Source organism: Parahoeflea alexandrii (genome assembly GCF_027214025.1).
GTDB lineage: Bacteria > Pseudomonadota > Alphaproteobacteria > Rhizobiales > Rhizobiaceae > Hoeflea > Hoeflea alexandrii_A.
In genome coordinates this window covers 282,467-302,380 of sequence record NZ_JAPWHB010000002.1, presented here as the reverse complement: position 1 = coordinate 302,380, position 19,914 = coordinate 282,467, and the positions used below count along the sequence as shown (strand labels likewise).

Here is a 19,914-nt window from a genome sequence, read left to right as displayed (position 1 = left end):
CTAGCGGATCAGCGAGCCGGAACCGGATTTCAAATCCAGCCGGTCGGACTGGTCGGGAAGGAAGGCGGGGCCTACAACCCGGACGTTCTGCCGGTCATCACTCAGCGGCCGCTCGGCGGTCGAGGCGGCGAGAACGGCTGCGACATCTTCCGAGGTCAGGCGCATCTCGGCGTTGAGCACGGATTCGGGATCCTCGCCGGGATCGGGCCGGTTGAACGGCCGCACCCAGGTGGTGACCGCCTCATCGCTGTCGGCGGTGCCGTTGAGGATCGCCTCGCGGCGCTGCATCTCGTTGTAGAAGGCGCGCATGTTGCAGCCGCAGGCCTTGCTCATTGGCGCGCTGGCGTTGCGGTAGGCAAAGGCGTTTTCCATTTCCGCATAGGGCTCGCGGGTGCGCGCCGAGATCATGTCCTCACTCTCCTGGCCGAGCGCGTCATGGAAATAGAGCGCGGTCTTGGTGCCGGGGCACATCATCTGGCAGGTTCGCTCGTCGCGGGCGAAATCCGACGGGGCTGCGGCCGAGGAGACCGGGAAGAAGAAGCCGTCGCAGGTGCGCACGCACAGCGTCCGGTAATCGCCGCCGCGCGAGGCCTTCGGCTCGATGACGATCCGGGCCTGGGTCTGCCGGGCGCGGGCTATGCTCTGGCCATCGCCGGCGCCATTGCCGAGCACGGCCACGAGGCCCGGGCTTTGCCGCGACTTCGCCTTCAGCGCCGCCATCTTGCCCTTCAGCGCCGCGGCCTGGATGGAGGCGCGGTTGCCGTTGCAATCATTGGCGTCGAGTGCCGCCTGGATACGCCGCTGGACAATCTTGCCGCCGCGATTGGCGTAGGAGTCGCGCTTGCGCTCCAGCGATCCGAGATTGGCGCGCATCTTGTCGTAGGCGGCCGTGAGCTTGGCGCAGGCCTTGGCGTTCTGGCCGCCCATGACAAGAAAGCTGCCCGAGGAGCATTTGAAGCGGCTCAAGTCGGCCACGACCTGGTTGATCTGCAGGGACTGCTGTTCGGCGGCCTCGGCGTAACGCTGGTACTTTTCCGAGGAGCCGCTGCTGGAGGAGGCATTCTCAAGCTGGGTCCTGAGCCGATCGCAGACTGCAGAAGCCTCCGCCGCGCCGCTCCCGGTCAGGGCAAGCACGAGGATGGCCAGGAGATTGCGAATCCGGACGCGACGCATGATCAACTCCAACACATATAAAACATCGTCAGCGCTCCAAGTCATAACCCGGATACCCTAACATTCTTATACTAGCGTTCGAGAGTGCCCGCTCCAATCACAACCCACTATTTACCTTAACCGTTGTGGTTAGGTTCCAGAGGTCAGGAGCTGTGGCGAAGCGTTCAGTCCGATGAAGAGGCCTCGACCACGGCCAGCGTCGCCATGTTGACCACGCCGCGCGATGTCACCGACGGGGAGAGAATATGGGAGGGCAGGGCGGGGCCGAGCAGGATCGGTCCGACATGCAGTGCCTCGGTCATGGTCTTGACCACGCCGAGCGCGATATTTGCCGCGTCGAGGTTGGGGAAGACCAGCAGGTTGGCTTCTCCCGACAGGGTGCTGTCGGGCATCACCCTGCGGCGCAACACTTCGGATATGGCTGAATCGCCGTGCATCTCGCCGTCGACCTCGAGTTCCGGGGCGAGCGAGCGGATGATCGAAAGCGCCCGGCGCATCTTGTCGGCGCTGCCGGAATCGCGTGAGCCGAAGTTGGAATGCGAGACCAGCGCTGCTTTCGGATTGATGCCGAAACGCCGGATCTCCTGGGCCGCCATGATGGTGGTCTCGGCGATTTCCTCGGCGCTGGGATCGAACGACACGTAGGTGTCGGTGAAGAAGGTGGCGCCGCGCTGCGAAATCAGCAGGCTGAGCGCGGAAAAGTCGATGACGCCCTCGCGCTTGCCGATGATCTGCGAGACATCGCGCAGGTGCTTGGTATAGCGGCCTTCCAGACCGCAGATCAGCGCATCAGCCTCGCCGCGCTTGACCGCCAGCGAGCCGATCACGGTGGCATTGGTGCGCACGATGGTGCGCGCGGCCTCGGGGATCACGCCCTTGCGGCCGACAATCGAGAAATACTCGTCCACATAGTCGCGGAAGCGCGGATCATCTTCGGGATTGATCACCGTGAAATCGGCGCCGGGCCGGATCCGCAGGCCAAACCGCTGCAGGCGGCTCTCGATGATGCCGGGACGGCCGATCAGGATCGGTTCGGCAATGCCTTCCTCGAGCAGCACCTGGGCGGCGCGCAGCACCCGCTCGTCCTCTCCCTCAGCGAAGATCACCCTCTTCTTGGTGGCGGTCTTGGCGGCGGTGAACAGCGGCTTCATGATCAGGCCGGAGCGGAAGACGAAGCGGTTGAGCTGGTCGACATAGGCATCCATGTCGGCAATCGGCCGCCGGGCGACGCCGGAGTCCGCCGCGGCCCTGGCGACGGCCGGGGCGATCCTGAGGATCAGCCGCTGGTCGAAGGGCGAGGGGATGAGATATTCCGGCCCGAACACCGGCGTCTCGCCGGAATAGGCGCGGGCGGCGATGTCTGAGGGTTCTTCCCTGGCGAGCGCCGCGATGGCGCGGACGGCCGCCATCTTCATCTCTTCATTGATGGTGCGCGCGCCGCAATCGAGCGCGCCGCGGAAGATGTAGGGAAAGCACAGGACATTGTTGACCTGGTTGGGGAAATCCGACCGGCCGGTGCAGATCATCGCGTCGGGGCGGGCGGCGCGCGCCTCGTCCGGCATGATTTCGGGTGACGGGTTGGCGAGCGCCATGATCAGCGGCCGCTCGGCCATGGTGGCGAGCATCTCGGGCTTGAGCACGCCCGCGGCGGAGAGGCCGAGAAACACGTCGGCACCACCGATCGATTCGGTCAGCACCCGGTTGTCGGATTTCTGCGCGTAGATCGATTTCCACCGGTCCATCAGCACCTCGCGGCCCTCGTAGACCAGTCCCTCGATGTCGTGAACCCAGATGTTCTCGCGCTTGGCGCCGAGCGCCACCAAGAGGTTGAGGCAGGCGAGCGCCGCAGCACCCGCGCCGGAGGTGACGATCTTGGCGTCCTCTATGGCCTTTCCGGCCAGTTCGAGCCCGTTGAGGATGCAGGCCGCAACGATGATGGCGGTGCCGTGCTGGTCGTCATGGAAGACCGGAATGTCCATGATCTCGCGCAGCTGCTGCTCGACCTCGAAGCATTCGGGCGACTTGATGTCCTCGAGATTGATGCCGCCGAAGGTCGGTTCGAGCGCCGAAATCACGCTGACCATGCGGTCGACGTCGGGCGCGTCGATCTCGATGTCGAAGACGTCGATGCCGGCGAATTTCTTGAACAGCACCGCCTTGCCTTCCATCACCGGCTTGGAGGCGAGCGGACCGATATTGCCGAGGCCGAGCACGGCGGTGCCGTTGGAGACCACGGCAACGAGATTGGCGCGCGACGTATAGGCGGCGGCGGCATCAGGGTTGTCGCGGATGGCAAGGCAGGGTGCTGCCACACCCGGCGAGTAGGCCAGCGCCAGGTCGCGTTGGTTGCCGAGCGGCTTGGTCGCCTGGATCTCGAGTTTTCCCGGCCGCGGATAACGATGATAAAACAGGGCGTTTTCGTCGAGTTCACCGCTGGAGGGTTTGGGATCGACGGCGCGCTTGTTGTCGGTGGAGGTCATCTGCGGCTCTTCTTTACTGGTGGCATGGATAGTCGATGGTCGGCGGCGGTCATCCCACCGGGATCGGGAACACGAGCGGGGAGAGACAGGCGGCATGCGGCCCTGTTTTGGCGCGGGCGGCGCCGAGCCTGCCAAGTTTCATGCAACTTCCCCCCGAACGAACCGTTTTAATGGTCGGTTTCTTTCTAGAACCGATCGAAACCAAATGGAACCTGTTTGATGCTTGCTTCGGGCGCCCGGGTGCGCCCGATACTATCCCCAGAGATCGGCGGACGGGGGCGAGACCAGCGATCCGGAATAGACCAGTCCAGGCGAGCGGTCCTTCGCCATCAGCAGCGGGCCGTCGAGATCGACCCAGTCGGCGTCTTGCGCCAGGAGCACCGCAGGGGCCATGGCAAGCGAGGTGCCAACCATGCAGCCGACCATCACGCCAAAACCCAGTTCGCGGGCGCGGTCGCGCATCAAAAGCGCCTCGGTGAGGCCGCCGGTCTTGTCGAGCTTGATGTTGATCGCGTCATAGCGGTCCGACAGCGATTGCAGGTCGGCAAGCGTGTGGACGCTTTCATCGGCGCAGATCGGCACCGGATGGGGGATGTGGGCGAGGATCTCGTCCTTGCCGGCCGGCAGCGGCTGTTCGATCAGGCCGATGTGCAACTCGGCTGCAAGCAGCAGATGTTCGCGGATGTTGCTCTCGGTCCAGCCCTCGTTGGCGTCGAGGATGATTTCGGCGTCCGGCGCGGCACTCGCCACCGCATGCATGCGGGCCCGGTCGTCGGCGGTGCCGACCTTGACCTTGAGCAGCTTTTGCGAGGCGTGGGCGCGGGCTTCACTGGCCATGTCGCCGGGCTCGCCCAGTGAAATGGTGATGGCGGTCGGGACCGGCCGCGGCAGGATCCGGCAGGCGGTCGCCGATACCCGCGTGCCGCTTAGCTTGGCCTCGAAATCCCACATGGCACAGTCGACCGCGTTGCGCGCGGCGCCGGCCTTCATGGCAGTCTGCAGCTCCCGGCGCGTCATCCCCGAAGAAATGGCGACGGCCATGGATTCGACCGCCTCGAGAACGCCTTCGACGGTTTCGCCGTAGCGGGTATAGGGGACGCATTCGCCATATCCACTGACGCCGTTTTCAGTGATGGTACAGGTCACCACATCGGCCGCCGTCTTGGCTCCGCGGGAAATGTTGAAGGCTCGCTTGAGCGGGAAACTGTCGATCCTGGCGCTGAGGTGTCGGGGCATTGCAACGGGTCCGTAAAAAAGGGTCGATGGACGGGCAAGACGGCGCTATTCCCGAGGCTGTCCGGTGACAGGTCGGGAACGAGCCGCTATGTGTGAGGCATGTTGACCAAACAGCAAAAAGATACAAGGGCCGATGCCCGACCGGGGGATCCGAAAGACCGTCCGGCGCGGATCGAGCATCACGTCTCCTCTGACGGGGAGAAACTTGTTCTTGCGGGTGACTGGCGGCATGCAGCGATCTCCGGCGTCTGCGGCAAATTGCTGGAAATCCAGAAAGATCTCTCCGGAAAGCCGCTGGAAATCGATCTGAGCGAGCTCCACAGTTTCGACACCGCCGGCGCCTGGCTGGTGCGCAAGACCATGCTTGCCGCCCGCTCGTGCGGCGCCGATGTGCAGTTAACCGGGGCGTCGGTGCCGGTGGCCGAACTGATCGAGGCGATCCCGGACCTGGTGGACCAGGCCGCGGTCGACCGTCCCGCAGGGCCTTCGCGATTCGAGCGCATTTTCGCCCCCTTCGGCGAGACGCTGTATGAACTCTATGACGATTTCCTCGCCTCGCTGCACATTCTCGGGTCGGCTGTCCGCGGCGCACAGCTCAAGCTCAACCGCTCGGCCGGCATTTCTCCGGCGGCGATCGTCACTCATATCGACCGGATGGGCGTGCGCGCCGTGCCGATCATCGTGCTGATGAGCTTCCTCATCGGCGCCATCATCGCCCAGCAGGGCGCGTTCCAGCTTCGCTATTTCGGCGCTGAAGTGTTTGTTGTCGATCTTGTGGGGATCTTGCAATTGCGCGAGATCGGGGTGCTTTTGACCGCGATCATGATCGCCGGCCGGTCAGGCAGCGCGATCACCGCCGAAATCGGCTCGATGAAAATGCGCGATGAGGTCGACGCGCTCAAGGTGATGGGGCTCAGCCCGATCGGCGTGCTGGTATTCCCGCGGCTGGTGGCGTTGACCGTCGCGCTGCCACTGCTGACGGTGGTGGCCAACTTCGCGGCCCTTGCGGGAGCCGCGGCGGTGTCGTGGAGCTATTCGGGGATCACGCCGGATGTGTTTGTCACCCGGCTGCGCGAGGCTATCGACATGTCGACCGTCACCTCGGGCATGATCAAGGCGCCTTTTATGGCGCTGATCATCGGCATCGTCGCCGCGGTCGAGGGCATGAAGGTCGGCGGCAGCGCGGAATCGCTGGGCCAGCGGGTGACCGCCTCGGTGGTCAAGGCGATCTTCGTGGTCATCCTCGTCGACGGCCTGTTCGCCATGTTCTACGCCGCCATCGATTTTTGAGGCCGAGCCGATGACCCCCAGCACCCAGACCGATCCGAGCAAGCGCGAAGTCATCCTGTCGGCGCATGAGGTCACCGTCGCCTTCGGCAACAACGTGGTGCTCGATCATCTCGATCTCGATGTCTATCGCGGCGAGATCCTGGGCTTTGTCGGCGGGTCGGGGACCGGCAAGTCGGTGCTGATGCGCTCGATCCTGCGGCTGATCCCGCGCCGGAGCGGGGTGATCCGGATTCTTGGCGAGGACTACGACACGGTTGACGAGATCAAGAGGATCGAACTCGACATGCGGCTTGGCGTGCTGTTTCAGCACGGGGCGCTGTTTTCGGCACTGACCGTGCGCGAGAACATCCAGGTGCCGATGCGTGAATACCTCGACCTGCCGCAGTCGCTGATGGACGAACTGGCCGAACTCAAGGTGGCGATGGTCGGGCTGTCGCCGGATGCGGCGGACAAGTATCCGTCCGAACTGTCGGGCGGGATGATCAAGCGGGCGGCTCTGGCGCGGGCGCTGGCGCTTGATCCGGACCTGGTTTTTCTGGATGAACCGACTTCGGGGCTTGATCCGATCGGTGCGGCGGAGTTTGATGAACTCATCGCGCAATTGCGTGATACGCTGGGCCTGACGGTCTACATGGTGACCCATGATCTCGACAGCCTGTTTTCGGTGTGCGACCGCATTGCCGTACTGGGCCAGAAGCGGGTGCTTGTGGAAGGAACGATCGAGGACATGCTTTCGTTTGACGACCCGTGGGTTCAGTCCTACTTCAAGGGCAAGCGGGCGCGGCTGATCCCCGGCCGGAAATCACGCCAGGAAGGCGAAACGAGCTGATGGAAACGCGGGCCAACTACGCCATTGTCGGCTTCTTCACCCTTGTGGTGATGTTGTCGGCGTTCGGCTTCGTCTACTGGATGGCGCGCTATGGCAACACCGGTGAAACCGTGCCGCTGATCGTGCGCATCCCCGGATCCGCCAATGGCCTGTCGAACGGTTCGGCGGTGCGGTTCAACGGCATTCCCTATGGGGTGATCCGCAACATCAGCATCGATCCGGACAGCCCGGATTTTGTCATCGCCGAAACCACCATACGGGCGGACGCCCCGCTTTACACCGACACCCGCGCCGCACTGGAGATCCAGGGACTGACCGGGTCGGCCTATATCGAGTTGCAGGGCGGTTCGCCCACCAATCCGAACATCCTGACGCGGGCGCGCGAACTCAAGCAGATCGCCGTTATCGATGCCGATCCGTCGGGCGTGACCAACCTGCTGGCAACGGCCGATGATATTCTCAACCGCGCCAACCGGGTCATCGGCGAGGTCGAGGGTTTCATCAAGGATGCGCGCTCGCCGCTGACCGAGACCTTGAAAAACACAGAGGTCTTTACCGCCGCGCTGCGCGACAATGCCGACGGCATCGACGGTTTCCTCAAGAGCGTGGGCAATCTCGCGGAGACGGTGAAATCGCTCTCGGGCCGGATTGACACAGCACTTGCCTCGGCGGAGAACCTGCTCAATTCGGTCGATACCAAGAAGATCGACCGCATTCTCGCCAATGTTGACAAGGTGACGGCGGACGTCGCCAGTGCGTCGGGCGAACTCACCAATACGCTCGAGAGTTTCAGCCAGACGGCGGATTCGCTCAAGACATTTGCCGCCGACGCCGGTGCCTCGCTGGAGAAGGTCGACAAGGTCATCTCCGCCATCGACCCGGCCAAGGTTGGCCAGTCCATGGACGATATCGCGCTTGCCAGCGCCGATGCGCGCAAGGCACTCGCCGACGCGCGCGGCGTGGTCGAGACCTTCAGCGCCAGGAAAGACGATTACGATCAGATCATCACCGACGTGAAGGAAATGAGCGCGCGGCTCAATGCCGCCTCGACGCGGGTTGACGGCGTTCTGGCCAAGCTCGACGGTTTCCTCGGGGAAGGGGACGCCTCGACGCTGATTGCCGATGCCCAGGCAACGCTCAAATCGTTCCGCGACGTGGCCGACACGCTCAATGCCCGCGTCGGGCCGATCGCCGACAATCTGCAACGGTTCTCGGGTTCGGGGCTGCGCGATGTCGAAGCGCTGGTCAACGATGCGCGGCGGTCGATCCAGCGGATCGAGCGATCGATCACGACGATCGAGCAGGATCCGCAGCGGCTGATTTTCGGCGGCGAGACGGTCAAGCAATATGACGGGAGAACCCGGCGCTGAGTCTTCCTTTCCTGTACCGGAAGACATAGGTTAAGGAATAGGTAATGGACCGGGGTGCGGTCGCAGGAGTGGTGTAGGCGTGAAAGCGGGGCGTTGGATTGTTGCAATGGCGATGGCCACAGCCCTGTCGGGCTGCGCCGGCGGGCTTGTCTCGGCTCCGCCGCCTGACACCTACGGACTGTCCGCCGCACCGTCTGTTGCCGGCCCGCGCGCCAGGAACCGGCAGATCCTGATCAACGAACCCAGCGCGCTCAAGGCGCTCGACAGCGAGAAGATCATCATCCGGCCGACGCCATCGGCGATAGAATACCTGGCCAAGTCGCAATGGTCCGACCGGCTGCCCAACATCGTCCAGGACAAGCTGGTGCAGGCGTTCGAGAATTCGGGGCAGGTCGGCGGAGTCGGCAGGCCGGGCGACGGGCTGGCGATCGACTACAAGATCCTCACGGCCATCCGCGCCTTCGAGATCAAGGCCGATGCGGGCGCGCACGCGGTGGTCGAGCTCTCGGTCAAGATCCTCAATGACCGCAACGGCGTAGTGGTGGCGCAGAAGGTGTTCGGCGCAACGACGCCGGTCACCGGCAGCGGCAATGCCGCCTATGTGCAGTCTCTCGACCGGGCCTTCGAGACCGTTGTCCAGGACATCGTCGGCTGGACGCTCGCGCGGATCTGACCGGCCTCTTTCCTGTTCAAATTACAGTTCAGCGGGACAGGCGCCATGTCACTGCGTGACCGGTCTCGACGCTGTTGCGGGCTCAGTCCTCGTCGTACGTGTATGCCGGCTGTTGCCGGCGAGCCGGAACTGTGACGGGCACCCGGAGATCCGACGAGGTCATGACCACCAGCAGCGCCAGGTAGAGGGTGGCCGCGACAACTGCCGGACCGATCAGCGCGGGATAGCCGAAGAACCAGATGGCGCTGATCCACAGCAGGACGACATTGACGACGAACATCGCCTTCTCGGTGACGCCGTTTCGCCACGCCGCCCAGCCGAGAACTCCAATGATTGCCGCGTAAGCCAGAATTGCCAAAGTCATCGTCATTCCCTTTGTGTGTCTTCGAATGCCCGTCATGAGCGGTGGTTTGCGCGAAGAAAACCGTCGCATGAGCTTGATATCACACTATTTAGGGTCGAGTTTCGCCGTTGGCACCACGTCATAACGACGCAGCCGCAGGGCCTGGCTGAATGCGGGAGAGGCCGGGAAGCCGGCATCGGTTGAGACGTCAGGCGTCCTTGATGCGCGGCCAGCCGGCCGAGACCAGTTCCACCGTGTTGCCGTCGGGGTCGGTCACAAAGACGCCGCGCCAGCCGATCCAGGGGAACTGGCTGACCGTGTAGCCGATGCCGGTCTTGTCGAACCAGCGGCAGGCCATGTCCTGGTCGGCCTGGCTCAGGCTCAGTGCCACATGGTGCAGCGTTGACGGGCGGGCCTGCGGCTCGCCGCGTTCCGGGTCGCGCCCGGCGTCAAACAGCGCCAGCACCGCGGTGTGGCCCTCGACGCCGTTGCCGAGGCGGAAGAAGATCAGACCACCGCGATCGGCCAGCAACTCGAGCCCCAGTGTGTCGCGGTAGAATGCCGTCATGGCATCGAAATCGATGCAGCGGATGGCGATTTCACCAAGGCCCGAAATCGAAAAACCCCGCTCTGTGGCGGGGTTCTTCATCTTGGTCCTTGTCTCAGACATCGCCGGTCCGGTCTCGTGTCAGTCCCGGCCGAAGCGGCCGCTGGCGTGAGCCAGCATGGTGTAGACCTTGCCGGTATCCGAGGTGAGATAGGTCTGCGTCATCATGTTGTCGCGGTCATTGCGCGCGACATCCGACAACAGCTTCTCGAAGTCGGCGATGTAGCGGTCAACCGCCTCGCGGAACTCGGGCTCGCGGCCATACTTGCTCTTGATCTCCTCGAAGGTCTGCTGACCCTTGAGTGTGTAGAGCCTGCGGGTGAAGACGTCGCGCTCGCCGCGCTGGTAGCGGCGCCACAGGTCGACCGAGGCGTCGTGGTCAATGGCGCGGGCGATGTCGACCGACAGCGAATTGAGCGATTCGACGACATGGCGCGGGTTGCGTTCGGGCGCCCGCGAGGCGACCGGTGCAGGAGCCGGGGCCTGTTCCTCGCGCGAAGCACCGCGGAGCAGGTCGCTGACCCAGCCTTCGCTCTTGGCCGGTGCTGCGCCGGCGGGCTCAAGGCTGCCGCGCAGCGGCGCGCGCTGGGCTTGCGGCTCAGGACGCGGCGCAGGCTGCTCACGGCGCGGTGGTGCCGCACGCTGCGGGGCCGGAGCAGGCTGAGGCTGGGCGGCTGCCCGGGGTGCTGCGCGCGGTGCCGGTTCGCTGACTTCGGTGCGGTAGCCCGACTGACCGACGATCTGCGAGAGTTCCTGCAGCGCCTTGATCTGGTCGGCGACTGCACGGCGCATGGCGGCAGCACTTTCGCGGGTTTCCTCGGGAAGGTCGAAGGCGCCGCGCTTGAGTTCGCCGCGGGTGTCTTCCAGCTCCTTGCGGATGCTGGCTGCGGACTGGCGGATTTCCTCGGTGGCGCCCGAGAAGCGCGCAATCGCGTCCTCGATTGCTTCCTGCACGCTTTCGCGCATCGAACCGGCGGCCGAGCGAGCGCGGCTTTCGGTGGTGCCGAGCAGCTTGTCGGCCTCGGAAACGGCCTCGCTGACGGTGCGGCGCATCGAGCTGGCAGCCGACTGTGCGCGGCTCTCGGTGGCGCCAAGCAGCTTGTCGGCGTCCTCGACCGCTTCGCGGATGCTCTCGCGCATCAGGCCGGCGGCGATCTGCGCCCGGTCTTCGGTTTCGCCCATCAGCTTGCCGGCATTTTCAGCGGCGTCGCGCAATCCGCCCTCAAGCCGCATCGCCGAGCGCTTGGAGAGGTTCTCGGCGCCGTCGAATGCCTTGACGATGATGTCTTCGAGCGAATGCATCGTCGCTTCGATCTGCTCGGAGCGGTTGACCAGTCCGAGAGACAGCGCCTGCAGCGCCTCGCGGCGTTCCTCGAGCGTGGTGGCAAGGTTGGATTGCGCCGCGCCCAAGAGATCGGATGCGGATGCCAGCACCCGCGAATGATCGTCGAAACGGCCGGCAATGGCGCCGACCTGGTTGAGGGTGCGGCTGGAAATGTCGGTGAGCCGTTCGACCTTGCCGTCGAGCAGACGGGCGGAGCCGGAGAGCAGTTCGGCGGCCTTTTCGGTCGAGGTGGAGATCTCGGCGGAGGTCTGCGACAGCTGCGTGGTGGCGCCGCCGAGCATGTTGGCGGCCTTGGCGACGACGGACGAGATTTCCTCGTTGCTTGTGCCGAGGCGCTCGAGCAGGGCGCCGACATTGCCGCTGAGGCTCTGGTTGACGGTCTCGATCGCCGACAGCGTTTCGCTGGTGCGGTTGGTGATGGCGTTGATCAGTGCGGCGTTTTCCGCACGCAGGCGATCGGTGGAGCTCTGGGTGACTTCGGTCAGGCGGTTGGCGAATTCCTCGCCGCTTGCGACATAGCGGTCGACCAGCGGGCGGGCCTGCTCGTCGATGACGCGGGACAGCTCGGCCGAGCGGCTGGCCAGCATCGAGTTGAGTTCGCGGGTCCGATCGTCAAGCGTCGAGTGTACCGAGGTGGTGCGGACATCCATGGCCTGCTCGGCCTGAGCCAGGCGCTCGATGATCGAGCCGGCCTTCTGGTCCAGCGCATCGCCCAGCGCACCGGTGCGGGCGACGAGGCTCTCGCCGGAAGCGGCGAGGCGGGCGTCGATCGCGTTGGTCTTGTCATCCAGCGTCGAGACCAGTTCGCTTGCGGTCTGTCCCAGGCGGCTGGAGATGACGCCGGTTTCGGTTTCCAGGCGGTTTGCAAGTGCTGCGGCCTGGGCGGCGAAGCGCGCTTCGGTCGCATCCAGCGTGCCGGAAATGGCGTCGGCCTGCTTGGCAACGGTTTCGCCGACATGTTCGACCAGGTCGCTGATCCGGCCGGCTTCGCTGCGCAGCTCGGTGGCACCGTTGGAAATGCGGCTGGCGATGGCTTCGGCATGGGCGGCGAGATTGGCCGTGCGCTCGTCGACATGGCTGTCCAGCCGCTCGGCGAAGCTGCGCGCCTGTTCATCCATGCGGCCGGCAAAGCCGGTGCCGATCGACTGCAGCGATTCGCCCGCCTTGAGAGCCTCGGCGTCGAGTTCGGTGGCAGCCTGGGAAACGGCCTCGCGCAACTTGGCCGCCAGTCCGGTCGCCTTGCCTTCGATGGTCTTGGACACGGACTCGAGACCGATCCCGAGCATGTTGTTCATGGTCGACAGGCGTTCGTTGATATGGTCGGTGCCCTTTAGGAAGGTGGCATCGACGCGATCGGATGCCGCGTTGGACAGCTCGGAGAAGCGCTGGCCTTCGACATCGAGCGTGGCGGCCAGCCGCTCGGTTGCCTGCGTCATGCTCGCTTCAACGGCGCTGGTGCGTTCGCTGAGCAGTCCGTCCATGGCTTCGGCCGACTGGCTGATGGCGGTGCCGAAGGAGCTGGCGCGTTCGGCGAGCTTGAGATCGATGGCTTCCGCGCTTTCAGCGATCGAGCCGAAGAGGGCGGCGGAGCGCTGGCTCAGGCTGGTGTCGATGCGCTCGGCGCCATCGGCCAGCGCCTTCTCCAGCGCTTCGGTGCGGCTGGCCAGCGTACTGTCGATCTGTTCGGTGACATTGCGGGTGGAGTTCTCCACGCGTTCGGCAACATCGGACGTGGAAGCCTCGATGCGCTCGGCGCCGCTCGAAAGTGCCATCTCGAGAGCGATGGTGCGGTCAAGAACGGTGTTGTCCATCCGCTCGACGAGGCTCGACGCGGTGGATTCAAGCTGTTCGGTAGTGGACTTCGACGAGGTCTCGAGCCGGTCGGCGAGGCTTGCGGCCGTGGTTTCAACGCGATCGGCCGTGCTCGAAGCTGTGGATTCGAGCTGTTCGGCAGCGCTCCTCGAAGACGCCGCGATCCGGTCGGCGAGGCTTGCAGCGGTGGTTTCAACACGATCAGCCGCGCTCGATGCGCTGGCTTCCAGCCGCTCGGCGGCGGTGCCGGTTGAGGTCTCGATGCGCTGGCCCAGGCCAGACGCGACTGCTTCCAGGCGTTGGGCGGCGGTGTTGGCGGACGTCTCGATCCGCTCGCTCAGGCCGGCCGCGGTTGCCTCGACACGTTCGGCGGCGCTTGTCGTCGATGTCTCGATGCGGTCGGCGCCGGAACCCAGTGTGGCTTCCAGGGCCTGGCTGCGATCGGACAGCGTCGAGCCGATGCGCTCAAGGCTGGCCGAGAGAATGCCGTCCATGGCATTGGTGCCGCCGTTGAGCGTCTCGTTGATCTTGGCCAGGCTTTCGGACAGCTTGGTGTCGAGATTGCCGGCGCGGCTGTCGAAGGCGGAGGTGAATTCGCCGACGCGCTCGTCGAACACCGTGGTGATGCGGCCGATGGTGGATTCGAGCTTTTCCTCGAAGAAGCCGGAGCGCAGATCGAGATCCATGATCGCGTCGTCGGCGCTCGACTTGAGCGCCTGGCTGAAGGACGAGCCCTTTTCGTCGAGCGAGGAATTGAGTGCCGCGAGGGTTTCCTCGAGGCCCGCCGAGATCGCCTGCTGGCCCGAGAACAGGCTGTCGGAGATTTCCCGGGTGCGGGCGATAAGTGTTTCGTTGAGCTGGCGGGCGCGCTCGCCAAGGGCGGCGTTGAGCTTTTCGGTGTTGGCGTCGAGTGTCGAGGCGCGGGTCTCGAACTCGGCCAGCAGCGCCTTGCCGCGATGGTTGAGCTGGACGTTGAGCATTTCCAGACGGGTGTCGAACTCGTCGGTGAGCTCGCCGCCGGAGGTCTTCAGCGATGTGATCAGCGCCTCGGTGCGGCCATCGAGCAGCTGCTCCAGCTCGCGGCTGGTCTGCGAGGTGCGCTCCTGCAGGGCGGCGGCGCGGGTTTCCATGAGCTGGGCGAAAGCCTCGCCCGACGTCGAGATGCGGGTGGAGATTTCCTCGCTGGCCGTCGTCAGCTCTTCCTTGAGCTGTTCATGGGCGCCGGCAATGGAGGCGCGGATCCGCTCGGCGTGGCTGACGATCGCATCGCGCTCGCTGCCCAGTTCCTGGACAAGGCCGCGGACCCGCATTTCGTTGTCGGAATAGCTGCGCTCGAGTGCATTGACCTCGGAATGGACCAGGGTCTCGAGTTCGGAGGCGCGGGCGATCGTGCGCTCGATGCCTTCGTTCATGGCCGAGACTTCGCGGCGGACGGCCTGGCCGACGGTGAGGATACGGTCGCCGGCGATGTTTTCCGGTTCGGCAAGGCGGAGCGCGACCTCGGCCATCGAGCGGGCGGCCGAGCGCATTTCGCGGGCGCGGGCCATCATGATCGAGAACGAGAAGAAGATCAGGATCGGGACAATAATCCCGACCAAAAGGCCGATGGCCGCCGGCATCGCCAGCAGGTCGGAGACCGAGCGGATCTGCCAGATGGCGGGCGAGTAGAGCAGGTTGGCCAGCCCGATGCCGCCAACGGTCCACAGCGCCGAGAGGATGGCGGCATTGCGCAGCGCGCCGCGGCTCGAACGGCTTTCGAGCGTGCGCAGCAGCCCGGCCATGTTCTTGCGGCTGTCGTCATTGGCGGGCGCCATCGGGCCGGCGGGCGTGAACGGCGGCGTCGGCATTCTTGGCGCGGTGCTCTCGCCGGGGGCGGACTGCTGCGAAACGGACGATGCCCGCGGCGTCGCGCCTGCGCTCTTGAGTTCGCGGGCGGCGCTGGAAACCTTGTCCTCCAGCTCGTCCAACGAAACATCGTCGAGCACGCCGAGGCCGTCTTCGCCCAAGTCGATCTTCAAGGCGTCTTCAAGCGCCTCGAAAGTCTGCTCTTCAATGGTTTTGTCCGCTGGTGTCTTACTCATGCCACTCAAGCCTCATTACTCCGAACAGGGTTCGCGCATGTTCCCCGTCATTTTCGCACTCCCGGAGCGCCGGATCAGGCTCGCTCGGGGCATGCGACAGGATCCGGAAAACAGCTTTCCGGCCCTTTAAACTCTCAATTTAGTGGCACACACGGCGCTAATTCACAAATGAAACCGGTAAGATGGCCCCTGCATCCACTGGTTTTTAACGATTGGCTGTCTCAAAAAGAGCCATAAACGTCAATGAAACGCCATATTTACGGGCTGTTAACCATTCCGGCAGGTTTTCAAGCCCGCCTGGCGCCGGTGTTTACCCGATCTAGACACTGAATGCGTCATAACCATCCCAATCATTGATCTCGCAAAGGAAATCCGCAATGGCGGCACTCGGTATCGCGTTCGAAGTTCAGGAAGTCAGCCCCCAGCCGCGCCCCTCGGGCGGCCGGCCAATCGATCTGGTGCATTTGGCGCGTCAGACCGGTGGCGACAAGTCGCTTGAAACGGAGGTTCTGGCGCTGTTTGCACGTCAGGCGCGGCAGGCCGTGGCCCAGATCGGTGACATGAAGACCGACGCACGCTCCGAACTGGCACACAGGATTGCCGGCGCCGCCAAGGGCGTGGGCGCTTCCGACGTTGCCCGCTGCGCCTCGGCGCTGGAAACCCAGCCGGGCAATGCCGCGGCGGTGGCGGCGTTTACCAAGGCGGTGGTCGAGGCCGACACTTTCATCGTCGGGCTGATGCGCTGACCAGCCGGCCGATTCAGGCCGGCAAATCGTCATTTTGGAAAACCATGCCGCGAATCACTGTCGCAGGGCGGTTTTCATTCTTGCCTCGCACAGTCCAGCGTGTATGAAAGCCTCATATCCCTGAGACTATGCCAGAGGCCGTAATGACCAAAATCACCCTCGTCGCTTTTGACGGCACGCGTTTCGATGTCGATGCCGAAAACGGCTCTACCGTCATGGAAAACGCGATCCGCAATTCCGTTCCGGGCATCGAAGCCGAGTGTGGCGGGGCCTGCGCCTGCGCGACCTGCCATGTCTATGTCGACGATGCCTGGGCCGAAACCGTCGGTGCACCCGAAGCGATGGAAGAGGATATGCTCGATTTCGCATTCGACGTGCGTCCGACCTCGCGGTTGTCCTGCCAGATCAAGGTTCGCGACGAACTGGATGGCCTGGTGGTGCATGTGCCCGAGCGGCAGGCCTGATTTTTCTCTCATTTCCGGATACGCCTTATGACTTCCCCGATTGAAACCGATGTCGTGATAATTGGCGCCGGGCCGGTTGGCCTGTTCGCCGTGTTCGAACTTGGGCTTTACGACCTGAAATGCCACCTGATCGACATTCTCGATCGTCCGGGCGGCCAGTGCGCCGAGCTCTACCCGGAAAAGCCGATCTACGACATTCCGGCATGGCCCGAGATCTCCGGCCAGGTGCTGACCGACAAGCTGATGGAGCAGATCGCGCCGTTTTCGCCCGAATTCCATTTCAACCGGATGGTGACCGGCTTCCGCAAGCTCGACAATGGCCGCTTCGAGGTCGAGACCGACGAGGGCGAGCTGTTCCATGCCCATGCCGTGGTAATCGCGGCCGGTGGCGGATCGTTCCAGCCGAAGCGACCCCCGGTGCCGGGCATCGAGGCCTATGAAGGCAAGAGCGTGTTCTATTCCGTGCGCCGCATGGAAGAATTCCGCGACAAGGATCTGCTGATCGTCGGCGGCGGCGATTCAGCGCTCGACTGGACGCTCAACCTGCAGCCGGTGGCCAAATCGGTGACGCTGGTGCACCGCCGGCCCGAGTTCCGCGCGGCTCCCGACAGCGTCAACAAGATGTTCGCCATGCGCGAAGAGGGCAAGATCAACTTCGAGGTCGGCCAGGTGACCGGGCTCAAGGGCGAGGGCGGCCAGCTCGAAGGCGCCACGATCAAGGGCCCGGACGGCGAGGTCGAGGTTGCCTGCAACCGCATGCTGCCGTTCTTCGGCCTGACCATGAAGCTCGGCCCGATCGCCGACTGGGGCCTGAACCAGCACGAAAACCTGATCAAGGTCGACACCGAGAAGTTCGAGACCAGCATTCCCGGCGTCTTCGCCATCGGCGACATCAACTGGTACCCGGGCAAGCTCAAGCTGATCCTGTCGGGCTTCCACGAGGCGGCGCTGATGACCCAGGCGGTCAAGCGGCTGGCGCATCCGGGGGAGAAGATGGTGTTCCAGTACACCACGTCCTCGACCAGCCTGCAGAAGAAGCTCGGCGTCCAGTAAGGCCGCGCCGCGCACGGTCGCGACCCGAGGCACTGCGCAAAAAGAGCCCCGCTCTCCCATCGAGGAAAAGCGGGGCCAATAGGCGCCTAGGTCTCAAACCTGACGAGGGAGGACCGCCAGATGGCTTCCATGCGCCGGGGAACCCGAATCAAGTGCTGAAAACTGTCCCTTAAGCACACTCTTATACAATGAAGCCGGTGCGAATATTGGAAGTAATGCCCGGTGGAAACTTGGGGTGAACTCGAATGGCGAAGACTATTTGAGGGTTTATTTTCCCAGATAATGGAATTTGGTTGGGCTTGTCTGTAAGCTTCGGAGACCGGAAACGCCGCTGTTGCCGCAGGCTGGAATCAGGGTTGCCGGGCAACGGCGGAAGGCGGAATTTACTTCGCTATTGATACCCTGATCATTGGTCGCTGCCGTCTTCATTGTAGGCCGTAAGGGCCTTACCATCATAGCTCAGCATGGTCTGGCCGCTGCCATATTTGACTTCGAAGGCGCCGAGCATTCTCCTGCCCGACAAGGTATTGTCATGGCTACCCGCTGAAATCACTCGCCATAGCTTTCAACAAAGCTCTTATACTCACTGCCATCCGCGTTGTAGGTCTTAAGATTACCCGAGCCGTCATAGCTCATCATTGTCTGGCCATTGCGATACTTGACTTCAAACGCGCCGACTTGAGCCTGTCCGGCATCATCGAAGCTCAGCTTTGGCGTAACCCCGAACCTGTAACCAAATTGGCCGCCAAGCATGTTGAAGCCTTCGATAAGTATATCTGTGTCTATTCTCTCATTGTGTTTATTCAACTTATTAATGGTGTCTACATATTTATCGTAACCTTCGTCGCTTCTCCAGAATGATGCGTGTTCTTCGATGTGTTTAGGATCGATGCCCATCGCCAAATTTTTCTCAATTGTTTCCGGTATGCGTTCATTAAACTCTTCTCGAGTCAGAATTTCTTTCGCTTGAGGTGGGTTGTTGTAGCGGAGGACGGAATTGATCAGGATCGTTGCTACGGCACTGCCTTGCTCCAGGTTGCCTTCCCAAAGCTTCATGCCGACAGCTTCGCCTTCCGCGTACATGCGGTCCATGCTCGACTGCACGGCCTGGTTCATGGCGCCCGAGTAGCTCCTGGACATTTCCGACGATACGGTGCCGCCGCCTGATGCGCTCTTTTCCGCGTCGGCCAGAGATTGCGCCTTGGCGGCGATCTTCGAGATCGTGCCGGTGGCGGCGCTGGCGCCGGTCTTGCCGGAGACGATGTCGATGATCCTGTCGGTGGCGGTCTGCTGCTGCCCGGAGAGGTCCTGCACGGAGGACTGCCTGAGGATGGCAAGCGCTGCCGAATTGTTGGAAATGCCTATGGTCATATCAAGCTCAATAAACTTGTGCCCGAGATGCCAGTCATTGGCGCCAAGTCACTGAAACGATTGGACCGCCCTGATGGCGCCCGATTGCAATTGTGTCAAACGTTGATACAACCATATGATGAAGTCATCAGCAGAGGATTGATGGTTGTTGACTGGGGGGAGTACCGCTATTTCGACACGCTTCCGTCTTCATTGTAGGCCGTCAGTGTCTCGCCGTCATAGCGCAGCATTGTCTGGCCACTGGCGTATTTGATTTCAAAAGCGCTCATGTGGGCCTTTCCTTGGTCATCGAAACTCAGTTTTGGTGAAACGCCAAATCTGTATGAGAACTGGCCTCCAAAATAGTAGAAATTATTGACGTGTAGGTTCGGGTCACGGTTTGCAACGCGCTCATTATGTCCGTTTATGTAGTCGATCTTGCGCTTGTAGGCTTCATCGCTCATATTTATTTCGGTTATTCTTTTGGCATCAACAGGGTCTGCCCCCCTTGATAGTCTATCCTTCTCGCCCTCCAATGCTGAATTGTTGAACTCTTCGCGAGTTGGAATTTCTTTCATTTGAGGCGGGTTGTTGTAGCCGTTGATGGAATTGACAAGTATGCCTGCCACGGCCTTGCCGTTTTCCAGATTGGCTTCCCAAAGCTTCATGCCGGCAGCTTCGCCTTCCGCATACATGCGGTTCATGCTGGACTGCACGGCCTGGTTCACGGCGCCCGAGTAGCTCCTGGACATTTCCGAAGATACGGTTCCGCCGGCCTCGCGCTTTTCCGCGTCGGCCAGCGATTGCGCCTTGGCGGCGATCTTGGAGATCGTGCCGGTGGCGGTGCTGCCTGCGGTCTTGCCGGAAACGATGTCGATGATCCTGTCGGTGGCGTTCTGCTGCTGCCCGGAGAGGTCCTGCGCAAAGGACTGCCTGAGGATGGCAAGAGCTGCGGAATTGTTTGAAATGCCTATGGTCATATCAAGCTCACAAAAAATGTGCCCGGATAGCCACTCATTGGCGTCAAGTCACTGAAATATGTAAGCTCTCCCTAATGGAAAG

Annotated in this window: 15 protein-coding genes; 7 read left to right on the top strand and 8 right to left on the bottom strand. The window is 63.0% G+C overall.

Going from position 1 to position 19,914, the window contains the following annotated elements; genetic code table 11:
* The 3 genes from O4H62_RS07625 to dgcA all read right to left on the bottom strand — a co-directional run bounded on the left by O4H62_RS07625 (position 1) and on the right by dgcA (position 4,889).
* Complete coding sequence (locus O4H62_RS07625; RefSeq protein ID WP_269386746.1) at positions 1 to 1,173, bottom strand: DUF2865 domain-containing protein; 1,173 nt, start codon at positions 1,171 to 1,173, stop codon at positions 1 to 3.
* A 164-nt stretch (positions 1,174 to 1,337) separates the two neighbouring features.
* The gene (locus O4H62_RS07620; protein WP_269386744.1) at positions 1,338 to 3,653 is read right to left on the bottom strand and encodes an NADP-dependent malic enzyme; all 2,316 of its coding nucleotides are present in this window, start codon (positions 3,651 to 3,653) and stop codon (positions 1,338 to 1,340) included.
* A 252-nt stretch (positions 3,654 to 3,905) separates the two neighbouring features.
* Positions 3,906 to 4,889 (bottom strand): N-acetyl-D-Glu racemase DgcA, encoded by a 984-nt coding sequence (gene dgcA, locus O4H62_RS07615; protein ID WP_269386743.1) that lies wholly within the window; start codon positions 4,887 to 4,889, stop codon positions 3,906 to 3,908.
* A gap of 102 nt (positions 4,890 to 4,991) precedes the next feature.
* Here dgcA and O4H62_RS07610 point away from each other — a divergent pair, with 102 nt between their 5' ends.
* From O4H62_RS07610 to O4H62_RS07595, 4 genes are all read left to right on the top strand, one after another.
* On the top strand, positions 4,992 to 6,179 hold the full coding sequence (locus O4H62_RS07610) for an ABC transporter permease (protein WP_430538409.1): 1,188 nt from the start codon (positions 4,992 to 4,994) through the stop codon (positions 6,177 to 6,179).
* 10 nt (positions 6,180 to 6,189) lie between these two features.
* A complete protein-coding gene (locus tag O4H62_RS07605; protein WP_269386740.1) occupies positions 6,190 to 7,008 on the top strand; it encodes an ABC transporter ATP-binding protein in 819 nt (272 codons plus the stop codon).
* Positions 7,008 to 8,378, top strand: coding sequence for an MlaD family protein (locus O4H62_RS07600; protein ID WP_269386738.1), 1,371 nt, complete (start codon positions 7,008 to 7,010; stop codon positions 8,376 to 8,378). The genes O4H62_RS07605 and O4H62_RS07600 overlap by 1 nt, the downstream gene beginning before the upstream one ends.
* A gap of 106 nt (positions 8,379 to 8,484) precedes the next feature.
* Complete coding sequence (locus tag O4H62_RS07595) at positions 8,485 to 9,051, top strand: ABC-type transport auxiliary lipoprotein family protein (RefSeq protein WP_269386737.1); 567 nt, start codon at positions 8,485 to 8,487, stop codon at positions 9,049 to 9,051.
* 82 nt (positions 9,052 to 9,133) lie between these two features.
* On the opposite strand, the gene O4H62_RS07590 is transcribed toward O4H62_RS07595, so the two are convergent.
* The 3 genes from O4H62_RS07590 to O4H62_RS07580 form a co-directional block, all read right to left on the bottom strand.
* Positions 9,134 to 9,415 (bottom strand): hypothetical protein, encoded by a 282-nt coding sequence (locus O4H62_RS07590; RefSeq protein ID WP_269386736.1) that lies wholly within the window; start codon positions 9,413 to 9,415, stop codon positions 9,134 to 9,136.
* Positions 9,416 to 9,602: 187 nt separating this feature from the next.
* Entirely contained in the window at positions 9,603 to 10,064 is a 462-nt protein-coding gene (locus O4H62_RS07585; protein WP_269386734.1) for a VOC family protein, read from the bottom strand.
* Positions 10,065 to 10,082: 18 nt separating this feature from the next.
* Positions 10,083 to 14,939: a hypothetical protein gene (locus O4H62_RS07580; RefSeq protein ID WP_430538408.1), complete on the bottom strand. Its 4,857-nt coding sequence runs from the start codon at positions 14,937 to 14,939 to the stop codon at positions 10,083 to 10,085.
* Positions 14,940 to 15,616: 677 nt separating this feature from the next.
* On the opposite strand from O4H62_RS07580, the gene O4H62_RS07575 reads away from it, so the two are divergent.
* From O4H62_RS07575 to O4H62_RS07565, 3 genes are all read left to right on the top strand, one after another.
* The gene (locus O4H62_RS07575; RefSeq protein ID WP_269386731.1) at positions 15,617 to 15,985 is read left to right on the top strand and encodes an Hpt domain-containing protein; all 369 of its coding nucleotides are present in this window, start codon (positions 15,617 to 15,619) and stop codon (positions 15,983 to 15,985) included.
* A 143-nt stretch (positions 15,986 to 16,128) separates the two neighbouring features.
* Positions 16,129 to 16,449 carry a 2Fe-2S iron-sulfur cluster-binding protein gene (locus O4H62_RS07570; protein ID WP_152008420.1) on the top strand — a complete coding sequence of 107 codons (321 nt, stop codon included), beginning with the start codon at positions 16,129 to 16,131 and terminating at the stop codon, positions 16,447 to 16,449.
* A gap of 27 nt (positions 16,450 to 16,476) precedes the next feature.
* Complete coding sequence (locus O4H62_RS07565) at positions 16,477 to 17,502, top strand: NAD(P)/FAD-dependent oxidoreductase (protein ID WP_269386728.1); 1,026 nt, start codon at positions 16,477 to 16,479, stop codon at positions 17,500 to 17,502.
* A 549-nt stretch (positions 17,503 to 18,051) separates the two neighbouring features.
* Here O4H62_RS07565 and O4H62_RS07560 read toward each other — a convergent pair.
* Both O4H62_RS07560 and O4H62_RS07555 read right to left on the bottom strand, forming a co-directional pair.
* On the bottom strand, positions 18,052 to 18,873 hold the full coding sequence (locus O4H62_RS07560) for a hypothetical protein (RefSeq protein ID WP_269386727.1): 822 nt from the start codon (positions 18,871 to 18,873) through the stop codon (positions 18,052 to 18,054).
* A gap of 167 nt (positions 18,874 to 19,040) precedes the next feature.
* A complete protein-coding gene (locus O4H62_RS07555) occupies positions 19,041 to 19,832 on the bottom strand; it encodes a hypothetical protein (protein WP_269386725.1) in 792 nt (263 codons plus the stop codon).
* Positions 19,833 to 19,914 lie beyond the last annotated feature (82 nt).